Annotated in this window: 16 protein-coding genes and 1 pseudogene; 9 read left to right on the top strand and 8 right to left on the bottom strand. The window is 41.4% G+C overall.

The window, feature by feature from the left end; all coding sequences use genetic code 11:
• Positions 1 to 403 precede the first annotated feature (403 nt).
• From UYI_RS0115445 to UYI_RS0115420, 5 genes are all read left to right on the top strand, one after another.
• Complete coding sequence (locus tag UYI_RS0115445) at positions 404 to 1,084, top strand: HEAT repeat domain-containing protein (RefSeq protein WP_016867550.1); 681 nt, start codon at positions 404 to 406, stop codon at positions 1,082 to 1,084.
• A gap of 171 nt (positions 1,085 to 1,255) precedes the next feature.
• A complete protein-coding gene (locus UYI_RS0115440; RefSeq protein ID WP_016867549.1) occupies positions 1,256 to 1,819 on the top strand; it encodes a phycobiliprotein lyase in 564 nt (187 codons plus the stop codon).
• A 410-nt stretch (positions 1,820 to 2,229) separates the two neighbouring features.
• A complete protein-coding gene (locus tag UYI_RS38325; RefSeq protein WP_016867547.1) occupies positions 2,230 to 2,412 on the top strand; it encodes a hypothetical protein in 183 nt (60 codons plus the stop codon).
• A 379-nt stretch (positions 2,413 to 2,791) separates the two neighbouring features.
• Positions 2,792 to 3,691, top strand: coding sequence for a helix-turn-helix domain-containing protein (locus UYI_RS0115425; protein WP_016867546.1), 900 nt, complete (start codon positions 2,792 to 2,794; stop codon positions 3,689 to 3,691).
• Between the two features lie 119 nt (positions 3,692 to 3,810).
• Positions 3,811 to 4,239 (top strand): GFA family protein, encoded by a 429-nt coding sequence (locus UYI_RS0115420; protein ID WP_016867545.1) that lies wholly within the window; start codon positions 3,811 to 3,813, stop codon positions 4,237 to 4,239.
• A 32-nt stretch (positions 4,240 to 4,271) separates the two neighbouring features.
• Here UYI_RS0115420 and leuD read toward each other — a convergent pair whose 3' ends face one another.
• Positions 4,272 to 4,880 carry a 3-isopropylmalate dehydratase small subunit gene (gene leuD / locus UYI_RS0115415; RefSeq protein WP_016867544.1) on the bottom strand — a complete coding sequence of 203 codons (609 nt, stop codon included), beginning with the start codon at positions 4,878 to 4,880 and terminating at the stop codon, positions 4,272 to 4,274.
• 91 nt (positions 4,881 to 4,971) lie between these two features.
• Complete coding sequence (gene leuC / locus UYI_RS0115410) at positions 4,972 to 6,375, bottom strand: 3-isopropylmalate dehydratase large subunit (protein WP_016867543.1); 1,404 nt, start codon at positions 6,373 to 6,375, stop codon at positions 4,972 to 4,974.
• Positions 6,376 to 6,766: 391 nt separating this feature from the next.
• On the opposite strand from leuC, the gene UYI_RS0115405 reads away from it, so the two are divergent.
• Entirely contained in the window at positions 6,767 to 7,435 is a 669-nt protein-coding gene (locus tag UYI_RS0115405; RefSeq protein WP_016867542.1) for a 2OG-Fe dioxygenase family protein, read from the top strand.
• Positions 7,436 to 7,579: 144 nt separating this feature from the next.
• Here the strand turns inward: UYI_RS0115405 and UYI_RS0115400 are convergent, their stop codons facing one another.
• The 4 genes and pseudogenes from UYI_RS0115400 to queA form a co-directional block, all read right to left on the bottom strand.
• On the bottom strand, positions 7,580 to 8,731 hold the full coding sequence (locus tag UYI_RS0115400; RefSeq protein ID WP_016867541.1) for a DUF711 family protein: 1,152 nt from the start codon (positions 8,729 to 8,731) through the stop codon (positions 7,580 to 7,582).
• A gap of 376 nt (positions 8,732 to 9,107) precedes the next feature.
• Positions 9,108 to 10,064, bottom strand: a complete 957-nt coding sequence (locus UYI_RS0115395) for a lysophospholipid acyltransferase family protein (protein ID WP_016867540.1) — start codon at positions 10,062 to 10,064, stop codon at positions 9,108 to 9,110.
• A 715-nt stretch (positions 10,065 to 10,779) separates the two neighbouring features.
• Positions 10,780 to 11,253 (bottom strand): annotated as a pseudogene (locus tag UYI_RS0115390) (4-Cys prefix domain-containing protein); the annotation flags it as partial.
• Positions 11,254 to 11,528: 275 nt separating this feature from the next.
• Entirely contained in the window at positions 11,529 to 12,725 is a 1,197-nt protein-coding gene (queA, locus tag UYI_RS0115385; RefSeq protein WP_016867538.1) for a tRNA preQ1(34) S-adenosylmethionine ribosyltransferase-isomerase QueA, read from the bottom strand.
• A gap of 242 nt (positions 12,726 to 12,967) precedes the next feature.
• On the opposite strand from queA, the gene UYI_RS0115380 reads away from it, so the two are divergent.
• Complete coding sequence (locus UYI_RS0115380) at positions 12,968 to 13,357, top strand: hypothetical protein (protein WP_026085971.1); 390 nt, start codon at positions 12,968 to 12,970, stop codon at positions 13,355 to 13,357.
• 194 nt (positions 13,358 to 13,551) lie between these two features.
• On the opposite strand, the gene UYI_RS0115375 is transcribed toward UYI_RS0115380, so the two are convergent.
• Positions 13,552 to 14,112: a YraN family protein gene (locus UYI_RS0115375; protein ID WP_016867536.1), complete on the bottom strand. Its 561-nt coding sequence runs from the start codon at positions 14,110 to 14,112 to the stop codon at positions 13,552 to 13,554.
• 15 nt (positions 14,113 to 14,127) lie between these two features.
• Here UYI_RS0115375 and UYI_RS0115370 point away from each other — a divergent pair, with 15 nt between their 5' ends.
• A complete protein-coding gene (locus UYI_RS0115370) occupies positions 14,128 to 14,637 on the top strand; it encodes a pentapeptide repeat-containing protein (protein WP_026085970.1) in 510 nt (169 codons plus the stop codon).
• A gap of 93 nt (positions 14,638 to 14,730) precedes the next feature.
• Here the strand turns inward: UYI_RS0115370 and UYI_RS0115365 are convergent, their stop codons facing one another.
• A complete protein-coding gene (locus UYI_RS0115365) occupies positions 14,731 to 17,217 on the bottom strand; it encodes a penicillin acylase family protein (protein ID WP_016867534.1) in 2,487 nt (828 codons plus the stop codon).
• Between the two features lie 1,080 nt (positions 17,218 to 18,297).
• Between UYI_RS0115365 and UYI_RS0115360 the strand changes: the two genes are divergently transcribed.
• The gene (locus UYI_RS0115360; RefSeq protein WP_016867533.1) at positions 18,298 to 18,621 is read left to right on the top strand and encodes a slr1957 family protein; all 324 of its coding nucleotides are present in this window, start codon (positions 18,298 to 18,300) and stop codon (positions 18,619 to 18,621) included.
• Positions 18,622 to 18,660: the final 39 nt, after the last annotated feature.

Below are 18,660 nucleotides of genomic sequence, written 5' to 3'. Positions count from 1 at the left end.
ACGGCAGTCGCTCATGGGGTACTCACCGGCCCCCACTCCCTGTCGCTCGTGGGGATTGGGGGCTAGGGGCCCCCTTTGGGGTTGGGGGAGGGAACCCCCCTTGGGGCGCGCTGCCTCACCACCGCAGTGGCTGGGCTTTGGGTCACGTAGACGCGCTCATAGGCTTAAGGTAAGGGTATGCGAACCCCCGTAGACGGGCGAAGCCCGGCTTCTCGTACGCCGTAAGGCGTGAGCGTAGGGTAGAGTACCCGGAGGACTTAAGGTAAGGGTGGGGTGTGAGGAGCAAAAACTACTAACTACTAACCATCAACAATCAACAATCAACCTAAAGAGGGTGAATGTATATGAAAAGACGTAATAATACTTAATATATATATTAAGTAGAAAAAGCCAATTAAACCAAATGGCAGTTCCAAGCTTAGAGGAAATTTCCGCTCAGTTAGACAGTCCGAATCTACGCGATCGCATGGTTGCCCTTGCCTCGTTAAGAGACATACCAGCAGAGGACGCTGTACCTTTAATTAAAAAAGTGTTGGATGACGAATCCCTGCAATTGCGATCAATGGCAATATTTGCCTTGGGGATTAAACAAACTTCGGAGTGCTACTCTATTTTGGTCAAAATTCTGGAAACTGATCCAGACTATGGCATTCGTGCTGATGCCGCTGGTGCGCTAGGATACTTGGGTGATGGCAGAGCTTTTGAGCCTCTGTCAAGGGCATTTTATGAGGATACTGACTGGTTAGTCCGCTTTAGTGCAGCGGTCTCACTAGGTAATTTAAAAGACACTCGCGCCCGTGAACTCCTTTACCAAGCCCTAGATAGTGAAGAAGTAGTACTACAACAAGCAGCGATCGCAGCACTAGGAGAAATTAAAGATATCGACGCAGTAGATCGCGTTTTACGTTTTGCTCAATCAGATGATTGGTTGGTACGACAACGTTTAGCCGAAACTTTAGGCCAACTTCCCACTCCTAAAAGTGTCTCTGCATTGAAGTACCTAGAAAAAGACAGCCACGAAAACGTGGCCGAAGCTGCCAGAATTTCTCTTAAGAGATTAGAGGAAGCGGGCTATCAAGCGTGAGGACAGACAGAAAGGGAGACGTAGAAAACATTTCATTTTTTCATTCTCCCTTCCTCCTTGTCTGGCTTGTCCCCCAAGTCGTCCCCCACTTCCCCATCTCCCTACCTCCCTCTTCCTGTTACCTTGTAATAAGTGGGACCATCAAGAATTTGACAAAAGGTAATTTGATTCATGAGTATTGAAGAGTTTTTTGAGTTAAGTGCTGGTAAATGGTTTTCCCATCGCACTAGTCATCACTTGGCTTTTAAACAATCCGAGTCTGGTAAATCAGATATCGTTATAGAAATGCTGGCAGCAGATCACCCAGAGGTGATCAAGCTGTGTGAACAGTATGAAATTGACCCCAAACGTGCTTCCTGCGGTGCGAGAGTCACTTGGAATGGCACGATGGAATGGGATGAACAAGATCATAAGGGTTCTACAGTATTAGTTCCAGTACCAAATGAAGATAACCCCAACGAAGGCAAGTTATTGCGGGAAATGGGCTACGCCGAGAAAATGCCTGTTGCTGGCAGTTATAAAATTGGTGATGATGAGGCATTGACCTTAATTACAGAATACGAAACAATGTGGTCTGAAGAGCGTCTCTGGTTTGCTAGCCCCAATTTACGGATGCGAGTCGGCGTCCTGAAGCGCTTTGGTGGCTTTAGTATGGCTTCGTTCACTTCTGAAATTCGCATGGGTGGTACTGCATCAGCTAAAGCTTCTGAAGCAACCAATTCAGCATCAAGTTAGTGCTACCATGTAGCCCGTACTTTAGTCGCGGGCTAATAGCCAAAACCCAATTTTACAGTTATCAGTTATCAGTGAGCAATAACTGATAACTGATTGAAGCAGTTTAATTACGGGTTTGTAGGCGAGTGAATTGCCTAGCTTTAAACCCACATTCCGCAGGTATGTCAACAATGTTTGATAATTTTCAAACCCCTGTATGGCAAAGCTTGCAGGTTTTGTTCTGGTTAAACGATCACGGCTGAAGCACCAAGTATAATCACCCACTCTGGGCTTATTGAAATGATTCTCAACTAATCAGATAGCGATCGCTAGGTGAATCCAGATTAGATGCAGCATTTGCTACACTCAAAAGCTGGTGGGAACAAACAAAAAGTGCAGAACTATCTCGAACTGGACTGTTAGCGCTCGCCATGTTGCGAAACGAGCCAGCATTTGAGTTTTTAATATTACTGATTACTGAGGGTAAAAACTTAGATGCTAAGAATGCGATCGCTGCTTTAAGTATTTATCAAAATGATTTGGAACTGTGGAAACGAGTTCGTGGGGCAGTGGAACAGCGAGGAGATGTTAGGTTACTGCAAGAGATTAAGTGAAATAATTTATGATTTGGGTTGAAGGTATGACAAATATCATGTTTTAAAAATCGACCACCGTGCAAGGCGATGGACACAGATAGGTCATGCGTTGGTAGCTAATTTTGTATTGTATATTTCTGGTTGCTGTCTTCTAATTTTTCTCATCAGCTGATTCAATAATATAATACCAAATTGCGATAGTTAGTATTGTTTGAAATTGCTGGAATAGCCTTTTAGCAAAGACTCCCAATCGTAAAATCCAAAATCCGTCTTGAAAAGCTTTGAGCCTCGCTACCGCTTTTTGCGCTTACGCTAACGGAGATTTCCTCCGCACCCTAGCCTTAAGCCACTTTGTGTCTACAAACTTTTCGCAAAATCCAAAATTGGTATGAGAGTTATGTTAAAGACAGAGCATGAATCCTGTGCTGTAGAAAAGTCAATTTTAGAAAGCTTCAATCGTCAATCTCTACTATCCAACGACGATCCGGGTTGGGGCGGTATTCGCTTTCAGTTCACTTATAGCAGGAGTGCCAGTGCTTTGCCAGATGAGGTGATCTTTCCGGCAAATGCGATTCATATTTATACAGATTTATCGTCTGGGTATGTTGTTGAAGCGCGAATTAATGGACGATTACAAAAAAGCTCCATTGTTACGGGTGATAGTCTAATCATTCCACGCGGCACAGCTTATTGGCAATCAGACAACCAAAAAAGCAAAGGCATTACCTTAGGTTTTAATTCCGATTTTCTTGCCCGCACTCTTTCGGAATCGATTGACCTGGGTTGTGTTGAACTTCTTCCTCAATTTCCAGCGTTTGATCCGTTAATTTATCAAATTGGGCTGGCGCTGAAAACTGAACTAGAACAGAATCGGTATTCTAGCCGCTTATATGCTGAATCTGCGGCAACGTTTCTTGTTACCCATCTTTTCCACCACTACGCCTTTGGCAAACAAAAGGAGCAAATTACAACAAGTGGCTTGCCTAAGTATAAATTACAACAGGTCATTGATTACATCCATGCCAACCTTGAATGCAATATTAGCTTGAGTGAATTGGCTTTTTTGGCTCAGATGAGTTTGTCTCACTTTTCTCGATTATTCAAACAATCAACAGGATACTCACCTCATCAGTTTGTCATCAAGTGTCGAGTTGAACGTGCGAGAGAACTTCTCCTTAAAAGTGACTTATCAATTGCGGATATTACTTATAAGGTCGGCTTTGCTAATCAGGGGCATTTAACCAGCCATTTCAAGCGCCTGCTGGGAGTCACACCTAAGGTCGTTCGAGAAAAATAGCAAAAACCTGTAAAAAAAAGTAAAAACTTGTAAGACCAAATAAGAGTGCGATCGCTACTGTGGAATTAAGGACACAGATAGTATTTGCGTCAAAGAATCAACATAGGAGAGATATTCTTATGTCCACCAAATTTACTGGCGGTTGTCTGTGCGGATCTGTCCGTTACGAATGTTCAGCCGAACCCATTGGCATGGGGAATTGCCATTGTCGCGATTGTCAACGGGCAACAGGAAGTGCCTATGCCTCTGGGCTTCTCGTGCCGCAAAGTGCAGTCACTATCACCGCAGATGTGAAATATTATGATGTGATTGGTGATAGTGGAAGCACTGTTAGTCGTGGTTTTTGCCCAAACTGTGGTTCGCTATTATTTAGCAAGCCCCCGAATCCTGAGCTTATGGGCATTTTAGCAGGAAGTCTCGATGATCCAAGCTGGTTCAAACCTGCGATGGATATTTACACAGCCAGTGCCCAACCTTGGGATTACATGAACCCGGATCTACCCAAATTTGCCAAAATGCCATTGATGCCAACTGATGCACATACATAGATTGACTGTATGCATTGATGCTTTCCGGTGTTTTAGCTGGCAGCAACTTTACTCCAATTCAAGTACGGTAATTTTGCTGCTGTTGCCCGAATTTGATCTGCGTGTGCTACCAATTGCCCGCAAGCATCCCAAGTACCGGAAACAAACATATTTTTCGCACCTTCTCCCATTGAAATGGGGGCAGAAAAATCACCATATTGCACCAGCATGGTTTCTAAATTAACTGTCACAGACCCTAGGGGATTAGCAGCAATGAGTTCTTGCAATTGTTTTACAGTGGTAGAGTCAGCGGTAACGCAGGGAATGCCCATCGCTACACAGTTGCCAAAAAAGATTTCGGCAAAGCTTTCACCTACTAATGCTTGAATACCCCATTTAGCGATCGCTTGGGGTGCGTGTTCCCGTGAGGAACCACAACCAAAGTTACGGTTAACTACTAAAATCTTCGCACCTTGATACTGTGGTTGGTCAAAAGCATGTTCTCCTTTGAGTGCGGCGCGATCATCAGCAAATACATGTTCACCCAAACCGTCAAAAGTAACACAGCGCAAAAAACGGGCAGGAATGATGCGGTCAGTATCAATATCATCACCTACCAAAGGAATACCACGACCGGAAACAGCTTTAACTTCACTTACCATAAAATTCTCAATTGGGAAAATAGGGACAAGGGGGACACGGGAGACAAGCAAGACAAGGGAGATTGGGAGAGATCCCCGATCCCCAGTCCTCTTACAACAACTCGCGCACATCAAAGACTTCACCCTTCACTGCCGCCGCCGCCACCATTGCCGGACTCATCAACAAGGTACGACCAGAGGCGGAACCCTGCCGACCTTTGAAGTTACGGTTAGAAGAACAAGCGCTGAGTTGTCGTCCTTGGAGTTTGTCAGGATTCATGGCTAAACACATCGAACATCCGGGTTCGCGCCATTCAAAACCTGCTGCTTGGAAGATTTTATCTAGTCCTTCTGCTTCTGCTTGTTGCTTTACCCTTTCGGAACCAGGGACAACAAAAGCTTTGACTCCCTCAGCGACTTGACGCCCTTTGGCAATTTTGGCAGCTTCTCGCAAATCGCTAATTCTGCCGTTGGTACAGCTGCCAATAAAGCAGACATCGACTTTTGTGCCGAGTATGGGTTGACCTGGTGCTAGATCCATATAAACATAGGCTTCTTCGGCAATTTGGCGGTCTTCTTCTGGTAGTTGTTCGGCGGAAGGTACAAACTGGTTAACGCCGATACCTTGACCGGGTGTAATGCCCCAAGTGACGGTAGGGGAGATGTCGGCAGCGTCAAACACTACGACATCATCATACTCGGCATCGGCATCGCTCTTGATCGACTCCCACCAGGCAACTGCTTTGTCCCAGTCTGCACCTTTGGGAGCAAAGTCTCTGCCCTTGAGGTATTCGTAAGTGACTTGGTCGGGATTAATGTAACCGCAACGCGCCCCGCCTTCAATGGACATATTACAGACGGTCATCCGTTCTTCCATGTTCATTTGCTCAAAGGTAGTGCCTGCGTATTCATAGGCATATCCTACGCCACCTTTTACACCAAGGGTACGAATGATATGGAGGATGACATCTTTGGCGTATACACCTGGTTTGAGAGTGCCGTTAACTTCGATTTTGCGGACTTTGAGTTTAGATAAAGCTAAGGTTTGGGAGGCGAGAACATCGCGGACTTGGCTAGTACCGATTCCAAAAGCGATCGCACCAAATGCACCATGAGTGGAAGTATGACTATCTCCACAAGCGATCGTCATCCCTGGCTGGGTGAGTCCTTGTTCTGGTGCAATCACATGTACGATACCCTGATTACCAGAACCAATATTATGGAAAGTAATGCCATTTTCTTTACAGTTGTGCTCTAGCGCTTGCATCATTTCCTCTGCTAGGGCATCAACAAAAGGACGTGCCTGATTAGTTGTCGGTACAATATGGTCTACCGTCGCAACTGTCCGCTCTGGAAATAATACCTTTAAACCCCGCTCCCGCAACATAGCAAAGGCTTGGGGACTAGTAACTTCATGAATCAGGTGTAGTCCTATCAATAGTTGTGTTTGCCCTGAAGGAAGTGTGCCAACAGTGTGCAAGTCCCAAACTTTATCAAACAGTGTGCCTTTGCTCATACTTGAATCTGTTTTAAGCCGTCGCATTTTTTAGATGGTATCAAAAATAGTAAATCACCCACCGATAAGTTAAATGCTTATGGCGAGAGCTTTTTATTACCCTTCCTAAATTGAAGGGTTGTGTTTGATTACACCTCTTACCTTAATCACCACAATAAAAAAGCTGGTTAATAATGTCCAATATATTTTAATTGTCTAACTAATACTTAAAAAATATGAATTGTCCCCTATATCTGAAGAGTTAGTTTTATATACCATAAAATGACATTTTCTGTAGTCTACTTAACGACAATTTTATAAAAAATAGCATACACTAGGAGATGTAAGCCTTCCCCAAGGCATGAAACGCAGAAGGATATCGAGAAGATCGATATACCAGGAGGAAAATTTTATGCAAAGAGTCCTGGGATCAACAGAATTGGAATATGCCTTTTTATTTACTCTGAGAAAGGTAAACTCCATAAGCACAGAAGGTTTTCAACCATTTTTTAATAACTTACCTGTTGACCCTTACATTAAAGGTAACTATCGTACCAGGAGGCTATCTCGTTTCATAGTTTCTCAAGATAAGTTAATGAAGTTGCCTCATGGTTATTTGTTTCAAAGCAAAGAATACAATCCCTTAGTAGGGGATATCAAAAGAGAGTTTGCAGAATTAGATGATGCACTCATAGAACTAGATATATTTAAAAACCTAGTTTTAGCATTTAGTGACTCTTGTAAACTGCACCCAGAAGCAGAAATAGGAGTGCATCAAATTAGAACCAGTTGTTCACCAGATAATTTTGGTAATCCTGCACCTGAAGGTATCCATCGAGATGGGACTGATTTTATCGGTATTTTTTCTGTTGATAGACAAAATATTCTTGGTGGAGAAACTCATCTATACACAGCCAAAAAAGAAAAGCCTGTGTTCAATAAAATTCTCTATCCTGGAGAATTACTACTAATTAACGACCATCAATTCTATCACTTTACTACTCCTATTAAACCTATGACTGACGGGGTAGGAACAAGAGACGTTTTTGTATTAACTTCACCAAGTTTGCTTTCTGATTAGTTAGTTGTTGGTAGTTGTTTGTTGTTTGTATTACCAACCAATAATCAACCAAGAACAAACAACAAATTTTTAATTAGTTAGTTGTTGGTAGTTGTTTGTTGTTTGTATTACCAACCAACAATCAACCAAGAACAAACAACAAATTTAATCAACAGCAAATATTTTACAATCTACAAGATATGGGGAATTGAACGCAGTCATTTCCCCAGCTTTTTTACCTGGAATTGGAAATAATCTTGCAGATAAAGGTTTATCTAGTTTGATGGCTAAAGTTGCCATATCCATTAATATTGCTGCAATCTTTTCGATAGAAATATCACCAGGTATGGGAACTGTATCAAGTCCACAACCACAAACGGCTGAATATAGTAGTAAATTAGTAATATCGTAAGTTTGTTCATTTGCTCTGACTGCTAAGCCCACATCTTCGCAAACAGGAAGCATCAAACCAGAATAACCACAGATTTTCACTGGCACACTTTTTAAAACACGAGTTAACATCCCGGAAATTGTTAGTGTGCCTTGATAGCCGAATTTGCTACCCATCAGTTGTTCGTAAGCAAAGGCAATACTTGCTTGTTTATCCAATGGAGGCGCTAGTGATGTATCAATACCGTTGTAAGTGATGCCCAATTTTGCCGATATTTTTTCAGCATGATCTGCTAATTTTGTTAATTCTTCTGCTAAAAGCGATCGCAAACTTTTTTCTGCTATTTGAATACTATTGTTAGCGAGAACAAAACTTTGCATTACCAAGTCGCTACACTCTATTCCAAGAGCAAAAGATGTATCACCTTCATGATATGCAGTAGGAAAAAATGGTATACCTGATTTGCAATTTGCCCAAGCACAAAACCGAAAGTTACCATAACCATTTTCAGTTTCTTGGGAAATAAGTTTAATCGTTTTTGCTGATTCTAAAGTACTCTCAAAGTTAATACCAGTTTCTTTGTCGCCAATTTTTGAGGAAGAATAAATAATAGATGTGCTTTTATTAATTTCTGGAATGATAGCTATATTTTCAGGTTTGCTGGCATATCCAATGTTGAAAAATTTTATATTAAGGTCTTCACACAATTGTTCTATTTTTTGAAAAATATTAACTATCTCGTTTCTAGAAAAGTTTTTTAGATATTCTTCCCATGAATTTGTAGCAATTCTTGTTGTTTGTACTTCGTGACCAAATTGCTCAAATAAATTTTTCGCTTGTCGATTAAATTCTGCTGCTTGCTTGATTTTATCCTGATCATGAGGAGAATCTAAGGAAATACCTGTAGTAATCGCTCTAATTATCATATTTAACTTAAGTAGGACGGTATAAATAAAGGTAAATATTTATTATTTGTCATTTATCATTGGTAAAAGTTTAATACCGAATTGGAATAGGTATTATTGTTTGAATTGACAGGAATAGCCTTGCAATAAAGACTTTTAATCCAAAATCTCAAATCCAAAATTGGTATAAGGCATGTTTATTTCCACTTACCTACTTAGCTTATAAAGTTACGTCTAATGTTAAGAGACTAAGTTGGTAATGGGTAATGGAAAAAACCAACAATTTATTATCGAGTTTCTAATTACTACTTTAGCGACTAACAGGCAATTTATCTGTATCATCGGTGTTTATACTCCCTCTGTCGGAGGGAGGAATAAGACATAAAAGCATTTAAGTTTACCAAAACATATGATTGAGAAAGTGGTGTAATAACTTTGGTTCTTTTGGTTCTTGATAGTTTTTCGGTAATAAATCCGTTAGCGCCGCTTGCAACTCATCTAATAATGCTTGTACCTGCTGTGCTTTAGGACGGCCAGATTGGGAGAAGATAATAGGATTACCAAAACGAACGGTTAATTCTTTACGGAGATACAAGTCTTGTGTACCGATTAAGGCTACAGGTAAAATTGGTACTCCAGCACGCAAGGCATAAATAGCAACACCACGTTTGAGAGGAACAGATAACTGAGCTTCAGCATTGCCTAGTCTTCCTTCTGGAAATAGAATAACGCTTTCTCCACGGGCAAAAATGCCTTGAACAATCCGATCTAGTCGCCGCATAATTTCTATAGAGTTCCCTGTGGGAACATATTTTTCTATAGCATCTGCTAATTCAGCTAGCTCTTTATGTCCAGTCTTGGCAGCTTGGATTACTGCTAATTCTTCTTTCCAAATCCGTTCTACAGGTATGACTCCCTTCGCCAGATGTAGAAATTGCCGTTTCCACCACTGGTTGTAAAGGGTACGAGCATCGCCCAAAATATGGCAGAAGGGACGGGGTGGTAATTCTGATAGTAATAAAAATGGATCAATATGATTCAGATGGTTAGCTGCAACTAACACTGGTTGAGCAGGAATCCGTTCTGAAAACTCAACTTTCACCCGAAATAAAGTATGAATAAGAGTCCGCAGTACTCTTTGCCGTAACTCACCGCTAACTCTGTGTTCTGAACCACCTTCCGCAACTGCTTCCGCCGACAGTAGCGCTTGGCGGATCATTTCATTTGCATGGCGATCGCGTGCATAAGCAACACCTTCTTTTGCACGTTGAATTGTGGCTTCTGTTAGTGGTGGCAAGACAGGTTCTTGTGCATCATTAGAATCTGGGTGAGGAATAAGCGGACTGTTGGACATGAATTTTATTAGCAATTCTTTATATTTAACCCAATAACTAGGGTTTGAAGAGTAGGGACACACAGCTATGCACCCCTACAAACCACAAATACCTAATGTGGTGAGTCTTTAACAAAAAATGTGAAATGGCATGTTGTTATTACTCTATGCTAAAGCTTGCCTTAGTGGTAATTTGATTTGGGCAGTTAGTTCTATGTCCTAAGGTACTTATTGGCAACAGGCAAGAATCACAGCCTTAGGTATGAATTTTTCGTAGACAGTTAGTCTATTGTCACAATTACAGGCATCATAACCAAAAAAAAGCTCTCTTGCCTTTAGCACACAAGAGAGCAGCGGTGTGGTGTGAGGAGCAAATCTAATGTTTGCTACCAGCAATTCTACCAGATTTTGTAAGAATAATTAATGACAAGGGTATGAAAATTATGTGTAGATACGTAGCAGCTTGTTACGAGAGATTACCTGCAATAATGTGCATAGTATGTCTCTGGGCGCTCGAAGTACGTTTCTAAATTCTGCTACTATATTTTTATTTGTAAACAAAATTAATATGTAATTCTTTTTGCATTTTTGACTTGTTAATTAAGGTGAGCTTTGCGTAAAATCGTAGCGTTTTGAAACGCAAAGGGACGCCAAGTAAGCGCGGTGAGACCAGCCCCCAAAAAGGCGGTCTCCGTCACGTAGACACGAAGTGGTGAGACAGCGCGCAGAAGGGGGGTTCATGGATAAACTTGAGGACAGGCAATAAATCTAGCAATACTTCCCGAATTTCGGCTTCACCATAGGTTCCCCGTGTCTCTAACTCTTTGAGTAAATTTTGACCATCAATGAACTCTTTTACTAAGTACATGTAATGGTCTTGCTCAAAATAAGCTAAAAGAGTGGGAATCTGTGGATTTTTGCCCAGTTCTTGCAGCCGCTTTGCTTCTTCCTGAAATAATTCAACTGCTTTTTTTAATCCGTAAGTTCCCTGGATTTTTGGGGCTAGTTGCTTGACAACACACAGTTCATTCAGCTTGTCTACATCTTCAGCCATGTAAGTTCTGCCAAATCCGCCCTCTTCTGAAAGTACCTTGGTGACGCGATAGTGGCCTCTCAGTAGTGAGATCAATGGGACGCCGCAACTCTGGCAATACTTTACTCCATCATGATTTTGAGGATTGGGGCAATCGGGATTTAGGCAGCAGAGCATTGTTTGGCGAGGGAGTGTGTTGGAATCTATGATAGATTAACCTTCTTGATATCTCCTTAAATTTTTTAATTTTCTAATTAATCTCTTTCCAGTTCATGAATACCTATTAAATTTTGTGCCCTTTGTGTCTTTTGTGGTTCGTTAAACATATACCATGTTCCTATAAAATTAATTATTTTGAAGACTAAAGTCCTCACTACAAACTCGAGCGATCGCAATCTTTAAAACTATAAATTTGTGGGACGATCTAGACAATTCATCCCACAAAAAAGCCGCTATATCCTTGCTTCTGGCAAAACCAACATCGCATCACCAAATGAATAAAAGCGATATCGAGATGCTATAGCTTCCTGATAGATATTCAGCAACCGTTGCCTACCAATTAAAGCACTCACCAACATCAACAAACTGGAACGCGGTAAATGAAAGTTAGTAATCATACCTTCCACTACCCGCCATTGATAACCAGGATAAATAAACAAATTAGTCTTACCACAAAATGGTTGTAACTCACCTGTTGTTGCAGCGCCTTCTAAAGCACGGACTACCGTTGTACCCACAGCAATAATGCGACCGCCAGCTGCCTTGGTAGCACGAATTTGTTCTACAGTACTGGGTGGTACTTCTATCCATTCTTCATGCATTGTATGGGTAGTGACATTCTCCACTTCTACCGGACGAAATGTCCCTACACCTACGTGCAATGTCACAAAAGCTTGATTAATATTTTGCTGGCGTAACTTTTCTAGTAATTGTGGAGTAAAGTGCAGCCCTGCTGTGGGAGCTGCAACCGCTCCCGGATTTTGAGCATACACTGTCTGATACTGTTCGCTTTGGGCTTCAGTGGTTGTGATATACGGCGGTAGAGGTACTTCACCAAATACATCTAGCAATTGCAGCAAAGAAACTTCTTCTGGCAGATCAAATTGCAGCAAGCGTCCTCCAGTTGCTGCATCAGTTTCTAGGACAGTTGCACTCAGTAGGCGATCGGGTAGTGGAGTGGTGGGGTGAAATCTTTCTCCCCATCTCCCAATCTCCTTATCTGTGTCAACCTTCGCTGTGAAAACAATTTTCGAGCCGTGCTTGAAACGTTTCCCTGGCTTGACTAAGGCTAGCCAACAGTTATGCTGTCTTTCCTCTAACAGCAAAACTTCTACCTCTGCTCCTGTTGATTTTTCACCGTATAACCGTGCTGGGATAACTCGTGTATTATTCATCACTAGTAAATCCCCCGGTCGTAGGATTTCCGGTAATTCTCGGAAGATACGGTGTTGAAGTGTATTTTCTTTACCTACATTCGGAGAATTTACGACTAAGAGTCTAGAACTATCTCTGGGTACTGCTGGGTTTTGAGCTATTAGTTCGGTTGGTAATTCGTAATCGTACCCAGCTAATGAGAGGTCTAGTTCTGAATTTTCTGTTTTCTGTTTAGATGTTAAATGAGAATTTGTTTTTGCGAGTTGTTCCTGCATTGAGATTTTAGACTTTCTTAAACAAGCTGGTTGAGAATTGTGTGTTCTAAAAGAACTCTAAAGTATTGCCTACCAAATTGATAATTCGACTTTAAGATAGATAGCATTAAGTACCACTGAAGCAACTATATAAAAATTGGGTAAACCTCCCTATCCAAAAACGGGGGCTTTTACCCTAGCAGGTTGTGACTCATTCTACCAATAATGGAAATGTAGGATTGGCTTTGATCCCAAGCACCAAGATGGAATACTTGTATTATCTGGCAAATGCCAGTCTCACTCTGAGGGTTGTTCAATTCTTGCACGCCAAACCCGAAATACCTGTTTCCTTCGTCACCGTAATTCATCAAATTGATGGTTGGGTGGTTAGAGTCAAACTTAAAAAACAGGTATCGCCCCAAGAAGATGGCGACATTCGGGCTTTTTTGAATGAATTAGGAATAAGCTACGAGCCGCCAATGCGGGTACAAATGGCACTTTGGAGTTTAGAGGCAGGTCAGTGTCCTGTTGATGTTATGCGTCGCTATCAAGTAGCGATTGTCTCTCATGGTAGCCCAGAAAAAGAAGAAATTGAGGCATTTAGACAACAATTTGTCAGGGGATTAGGTTACTGCCCAGAAACTTTGGCCTGACAAAACTCAGTGAACGGTTATCAGTTATCAGTTATCAACTTTTGATAGTTCAGCCCTTAAGTATAATTAGAGCGAAAAACAAAGATGTAATGGGGTAATTGGTAATTGGTAATTGGTAATTGGCAACTAATTGTTGCTTGTTGCTTGTTTATCAAAACATACAACAAACAATAAGCAACAACTTTTACCCGATATCATTGAACTATATCAAAAGCCGCATTAATGTATTCTTGTAAAGTCAGTTTGTACCCTGCAATAGGCGAGCTAATTAAGTTTTTTTCTTTAAATTTATCTCCACTAGATTGTGTTGATATTTGCTGATAACTAACAATAGCAACATCAAATCGGCAAAGATAATCTGCTTTGTCAGGGTGTGCCACTAAAAACATTTGTGCTGTACGCCAAAGTTTGACTTGTTTTGATGATGCGATCGCATTTCTTCCCCCTGCATCCCAATTATTGGGACTGCGGGTTTTTACTTCGACAAACGCCAAAGTCGGAGATGGGGTGATAGGAAGATGGGGTGATGGGGTGATGGGGTGATGGGGAGAATCTAGAATCAAGCTCTCCCCATCAGAAAACACCTCCCTATCTTTTATTTGTTCAGCATACAGGGCAACAATATCAATTTCTCCCCAACGGCAACGCCAGCGACGATCAAGGATGATCCAACCTTGGGATTGTAACCAATGTGCTACCAGGTCTTCTCCTGCGTTGCCGATATCGAGATAATGGTAAGGAGAATGGTTCGTCATTGGCTAAAAGTTACAATGAGTTCTAAGTTAAGCGATCGCATTAGAATAAGCATACTAAGTGTGTTGTTTTTGACTGTGATGGCTATCACAGTTGCTCTAGCTTTCCCAGAAAGCGCTGTAGCAATTAACTATAACAACCGAACCCTAGAAGCGGCAGATTTTTCAAAGCAGGACTTAACAGATTCCAGCTTTGACCATGCCAATCTCCGCAACAGCAACTTCAGTTATTCTAATTTACGTGGTGTTAGATTCTTTTCATCAAATTTAGCCTCAGTAGATTTTACTGGAGCTGATCTCAGTTATGCCGATTTAGAATCAGCGCGGATGACCAAAGCCAATTTGACGAATGCAGTCCTAGAAGGTGCATTCACCACTGGAACTATGTTTGATGGGGCAATCATTGATGGCGCAGATTTTACAGATGTTTATATCCGTGAAGATACGCTCGATAAATTATGCAAGGTAGCTAAAGGCACTAACCCAGTCACAGGTCGGGATACCCGCGATACTTTGGCTTGTCCTTAACTATTTTTTTGATGTAACTTGGAGTCTTAGTGTCTTTGTGTTTTAACCACAAAGACACCAAGATACAAAGACGATGCTTTTGGCATATCTAGCTTAAGGTATCAACATCAAACTTTTAGCAGCATTACTTGCTACCTTTTCTGGTTGCCAAAGCATAGGATGATATTTAAACTGCCGCCAAGGTTGAATCATGTCATCGTAGTGACGATGAAAAGCATGGCCAGATTGTCCAGTGGTTTGGATGGCGACTGAATTATCCCAATTTGCTAAATCTACAATCATCCGCATTGATGGCAAAGAAACAACAGTATAGTCCTTAGCTGCATTCCAGCCAGTCGCGTTAACGATAGAACTACCACCAGCACTAGGAAAAGGGCCACGGTTGAAAAGTGCTTCTATTGGGGCGATACCCGATTTTCCTAAGGTTTGATTACGGAAGGTGACAGTGTGGAGATTTCCCCAATGCCAGCGACTAGTATCCTTACTCAAACTACCTTCCAGTTCATCCACTGCTTCAGCAAAAGCTTGTTGAAAAATTTGGTCGCGATTTTCAACAACAGGAGTTTTGTAATTATCCCACCAATTGCTATTAGGTTGTTTGACCAATTCTCGGATGACTGCAAACCAACGACTACTACCAGTTGGTAAATAACCCTGAGGTAGCTGATCTGCAAATGTATCGGCTAACAGATGTTTCCAAAATGCTGCAAAAATTGCCCCAGCAGTACTATCTGAGTTTTGCTGAAAATCCCAGCCTACTAGTAAATGCTGTACTTTTTCCAAGCGACTATTTGAAAAGGGAATTTGCAGGAGAATTGGTACTATATTTTCGGCAATCAAATTTTTATTGTCTACCTGCATTTTTTCCACGTCAGCAACGGTGATGCTATTCTTTTTCGCTGCGATCATTTCTGCAATACGCTGGGCGCGAAAACCATAGTCCCACTCACTAGAAATGAGATAAGGATAATCTTTACCGATGACTGCGTTATTAGCAGTCACAATATAGCCAGACTCTGGATTAAATACTGTAGGAAGTTTCTCAAATTGAATATATTCTTGCCATTCAAACTCATCTGTCCAACCGGGGACGGGGTATCGCCCATCTCCACTTTTGCGAACAGGGATTTTACCAGGCATCTGATAACCGATATTGCCATCAATGTCTGCATATACAAAATTTTGGGCAGGTACGTCAAAATCTCGTACGCCTGCACGAAACTCCTGCCAATTTTGACTAAGATTTATTTTGACAATTGCAGATGCCAAGGTTGAAGGTTCTAAAGCAGTCCATCGTAGTGCCAAAGCATAATTTGCTGGCAAGTTAATACCTGCTGTTTGATGGAAGTTTTTTACAGGGGCAAATGTGTCAGAAATAATTGGGCCGTGACGAGTGTAGCGGACTGTTTGGGCTACAGACTGACTACCAGCAACTTGAATATTCTCTGTTAGCAGTTCCATATCAACCCATTTGCCATTAACTTCGTATTGATTGGGATTATTCGGGTTGATTTTCTCGATGAACAAGTCCATCACATCTGCTTCTAAATTAGTAACTCCCCAACTAATGCGGTCATTATGACCGATAATTACCCCTGCCATACCAGGAAAAGAAAATCCTGCTACATCATAGGGACAGGCAGCTGTTTTTGGTAAGCAATGCAAACCAACCTCATGCCATATAGATGGCATTTGCACACCCAAGTGAGGATCGTTAGCGAGGATGGGTTTACCAGTTGCAGTCCGCTGTCCTGAGATTACCCAGTTGTTGGAACCGATGCCATCACCTCTACCGAAGGCAAGGGAGAGAGTGTGAGGAGTGGGGGGAGACAAGGAGGAAAGATCACCTCTTTGTCTCCTTTGTCCCCCGTGTCCTCCTTGTCCCCCGTGTCCAACTACGACGGGATGATCAGCAGGATAGGGGGGAATGAGTTGATCTACTTGTTGTGATGTGAGGGTTTTAAGTAGGATACTGCGTTCAATTTCTGTGTCTAGGTTATCGCCGAGATCGTAGGACATGACTTTGCCCCACGTGAGTGTATGTAAAAGTTGCCAAGGTTCAGGTTTATAGTTAGGGTTGAGCAGTTTTAAAACAGCGTATTCCAAACTTAAGGCGCTATTTTGGTGGTCGGCAAGATAAGTATTTATTCCATCAGCGTAGGCTTGCAAAATATTTCTGGTTTCTGTATCCATCTGCTGTATTTCTGTTTGGGCTACTCGCGCCCATCCCAAGGTACGCAGAAATTTATCAGTATTCAGCTGCGATTGACCAAACATTTCTGCTAAGCGACCAGAACCTATGTGTCGCCAAAAATCCATTTGCCAAAAACGATCTTGGGCATGAATATAGCCTTGGGCCATAAATAGATCGTGGGTATTCTGGGCATAGATGTGAGGAATACCCAACTGGTCGCGTTGGACTTCTACCTGTGCTTGCAATCCTGGTAATGTAATTTTGCCGCTTTCTTGGGGCCAGGAATGGCGAATAGTGTAAGCGATCGCACTACTTATTACCAAAGTTACAACTAGGATGCTGATGCTAATCAATTTAAGGATTTTGCTTTTGAATAGCTTCTGCATGATTTATTCCGCAGATGAGAAATTTTTAGAATGGTAACATTGTCTATTTTTAGATAATTTTGATACATCTATTTGTTTATAGGTTTTTTAAATCAGCCAATCACGGGACAATCCCACGAACCTTGCTACGAAAATTTCAATTTTCCTACACCCCTACACCCATTTTCAAGCTAAACCCTCACGGGCGATCGCCCACAACGAGGGCATGAAAAGTGAAACGTAGACGCGCTCATAGGCTTCCGTAAGGTACACTGATGAACACCGATGTTACTCTACCACACAAGTTTTGACAGCTTGCGAGACGTCAGATCCCCGACTTTTTTAAAAAGTCGGGGATCTAGCCAAACTGTCAAAATCAATTTGGTGAACTAGTAGACGCGCCCAAGCGCGGCTACCTACGGAAGCCACTCCGTGTCTACGGTGTAGGGTACACAGATGATCATGAGTTTGTTGTTAAGTTAATCCCTGCTCGCTATTTTCAAGACAGTGAACAGATATATGCTGGGAGATTTAAACCGAAGTGAAGATGCACTCCTTACTGATAACTGATAACTGTTAAAATATCTTTCTCTAGCAGGGTTAAGCTTGCTTAACTAAATCTGTATATTAAATAAAGAAAAAATAAAAGAAAATTTTTAAGTAATTATACTTAATAGCATTAATTATGTACACTAAACACACAGCAAATTAGCAGCACAAAAACCAATAATTTATAGTTACTAAGAACTATATAAAAAAGTGACTTTGAGTCTTAGTAATCAATTGAATTAACCTTTACACATCTGCTTTAGAAGTAGATACTCACTTAATTGTTGCAAATTATTTAGTTACCAATTTCTAAGTAAAGTTTATTTTCATTTGATGGAGGAAGAATTAAAGTACTGTTAGTCTGTTTATGTAAGAAAAGGCAAGCTTGAAATTTATTTTGAGGTAGATTTTGCTCTTAACAAATTTTAACAATTTACTTAGCTAATTAAGTTATAAAGAGATTCACTAATTATTAAGATTAACCTAAATATTTATTTTTTGATTTTCTAATTATCTATGTTGAACTTCTTGAAGCGAATTGGTAGTGGAAATATGAAACATTACTCTGATGCATGGATTGAGGAATGGTGCCAAGAAAATGGCTGGACAGATTTATTTATTGAGCGCTGTAATAGTTACTGGGCTTTTCCTCCTGGTGCAGTAATGCCTGAACCAATTCCGATGCAAGTTCTCAGAGTTATTAAAGCTGAAAAAGGATTAACCTGTGAGGAACGTTTTTGGTCGGTCACAGCAGTGATTGCAACCATGATTGCAGCTTTTGTTACCTATTGGCTGAGATGTCCGATACCATTAGTTGCTGCTTTTGCTTTTAATGCAGTAACGGTGGCTCAGCTTGAGGTTGAGGATGCGTATTAAAGTAGGAGAAAGGTTAAAGGGTAAAGGGGAAAGGAAAAA

It is taken from the genome of Fischerella muscicola PCC 7414 (assembly GCF_000317205.1).
Lineage (GTDB): Bacteria > Cyanobacteriota > Cyanobacteriia > Cyanobacteriales > Nostocaceae > Fischerella > Fischerella muscicola.
The sequence above is the reverse complement of the archived record's forward strand: the minus strand, read 5'-3'. Positions and strand labels throughout refer to the sequence as shown.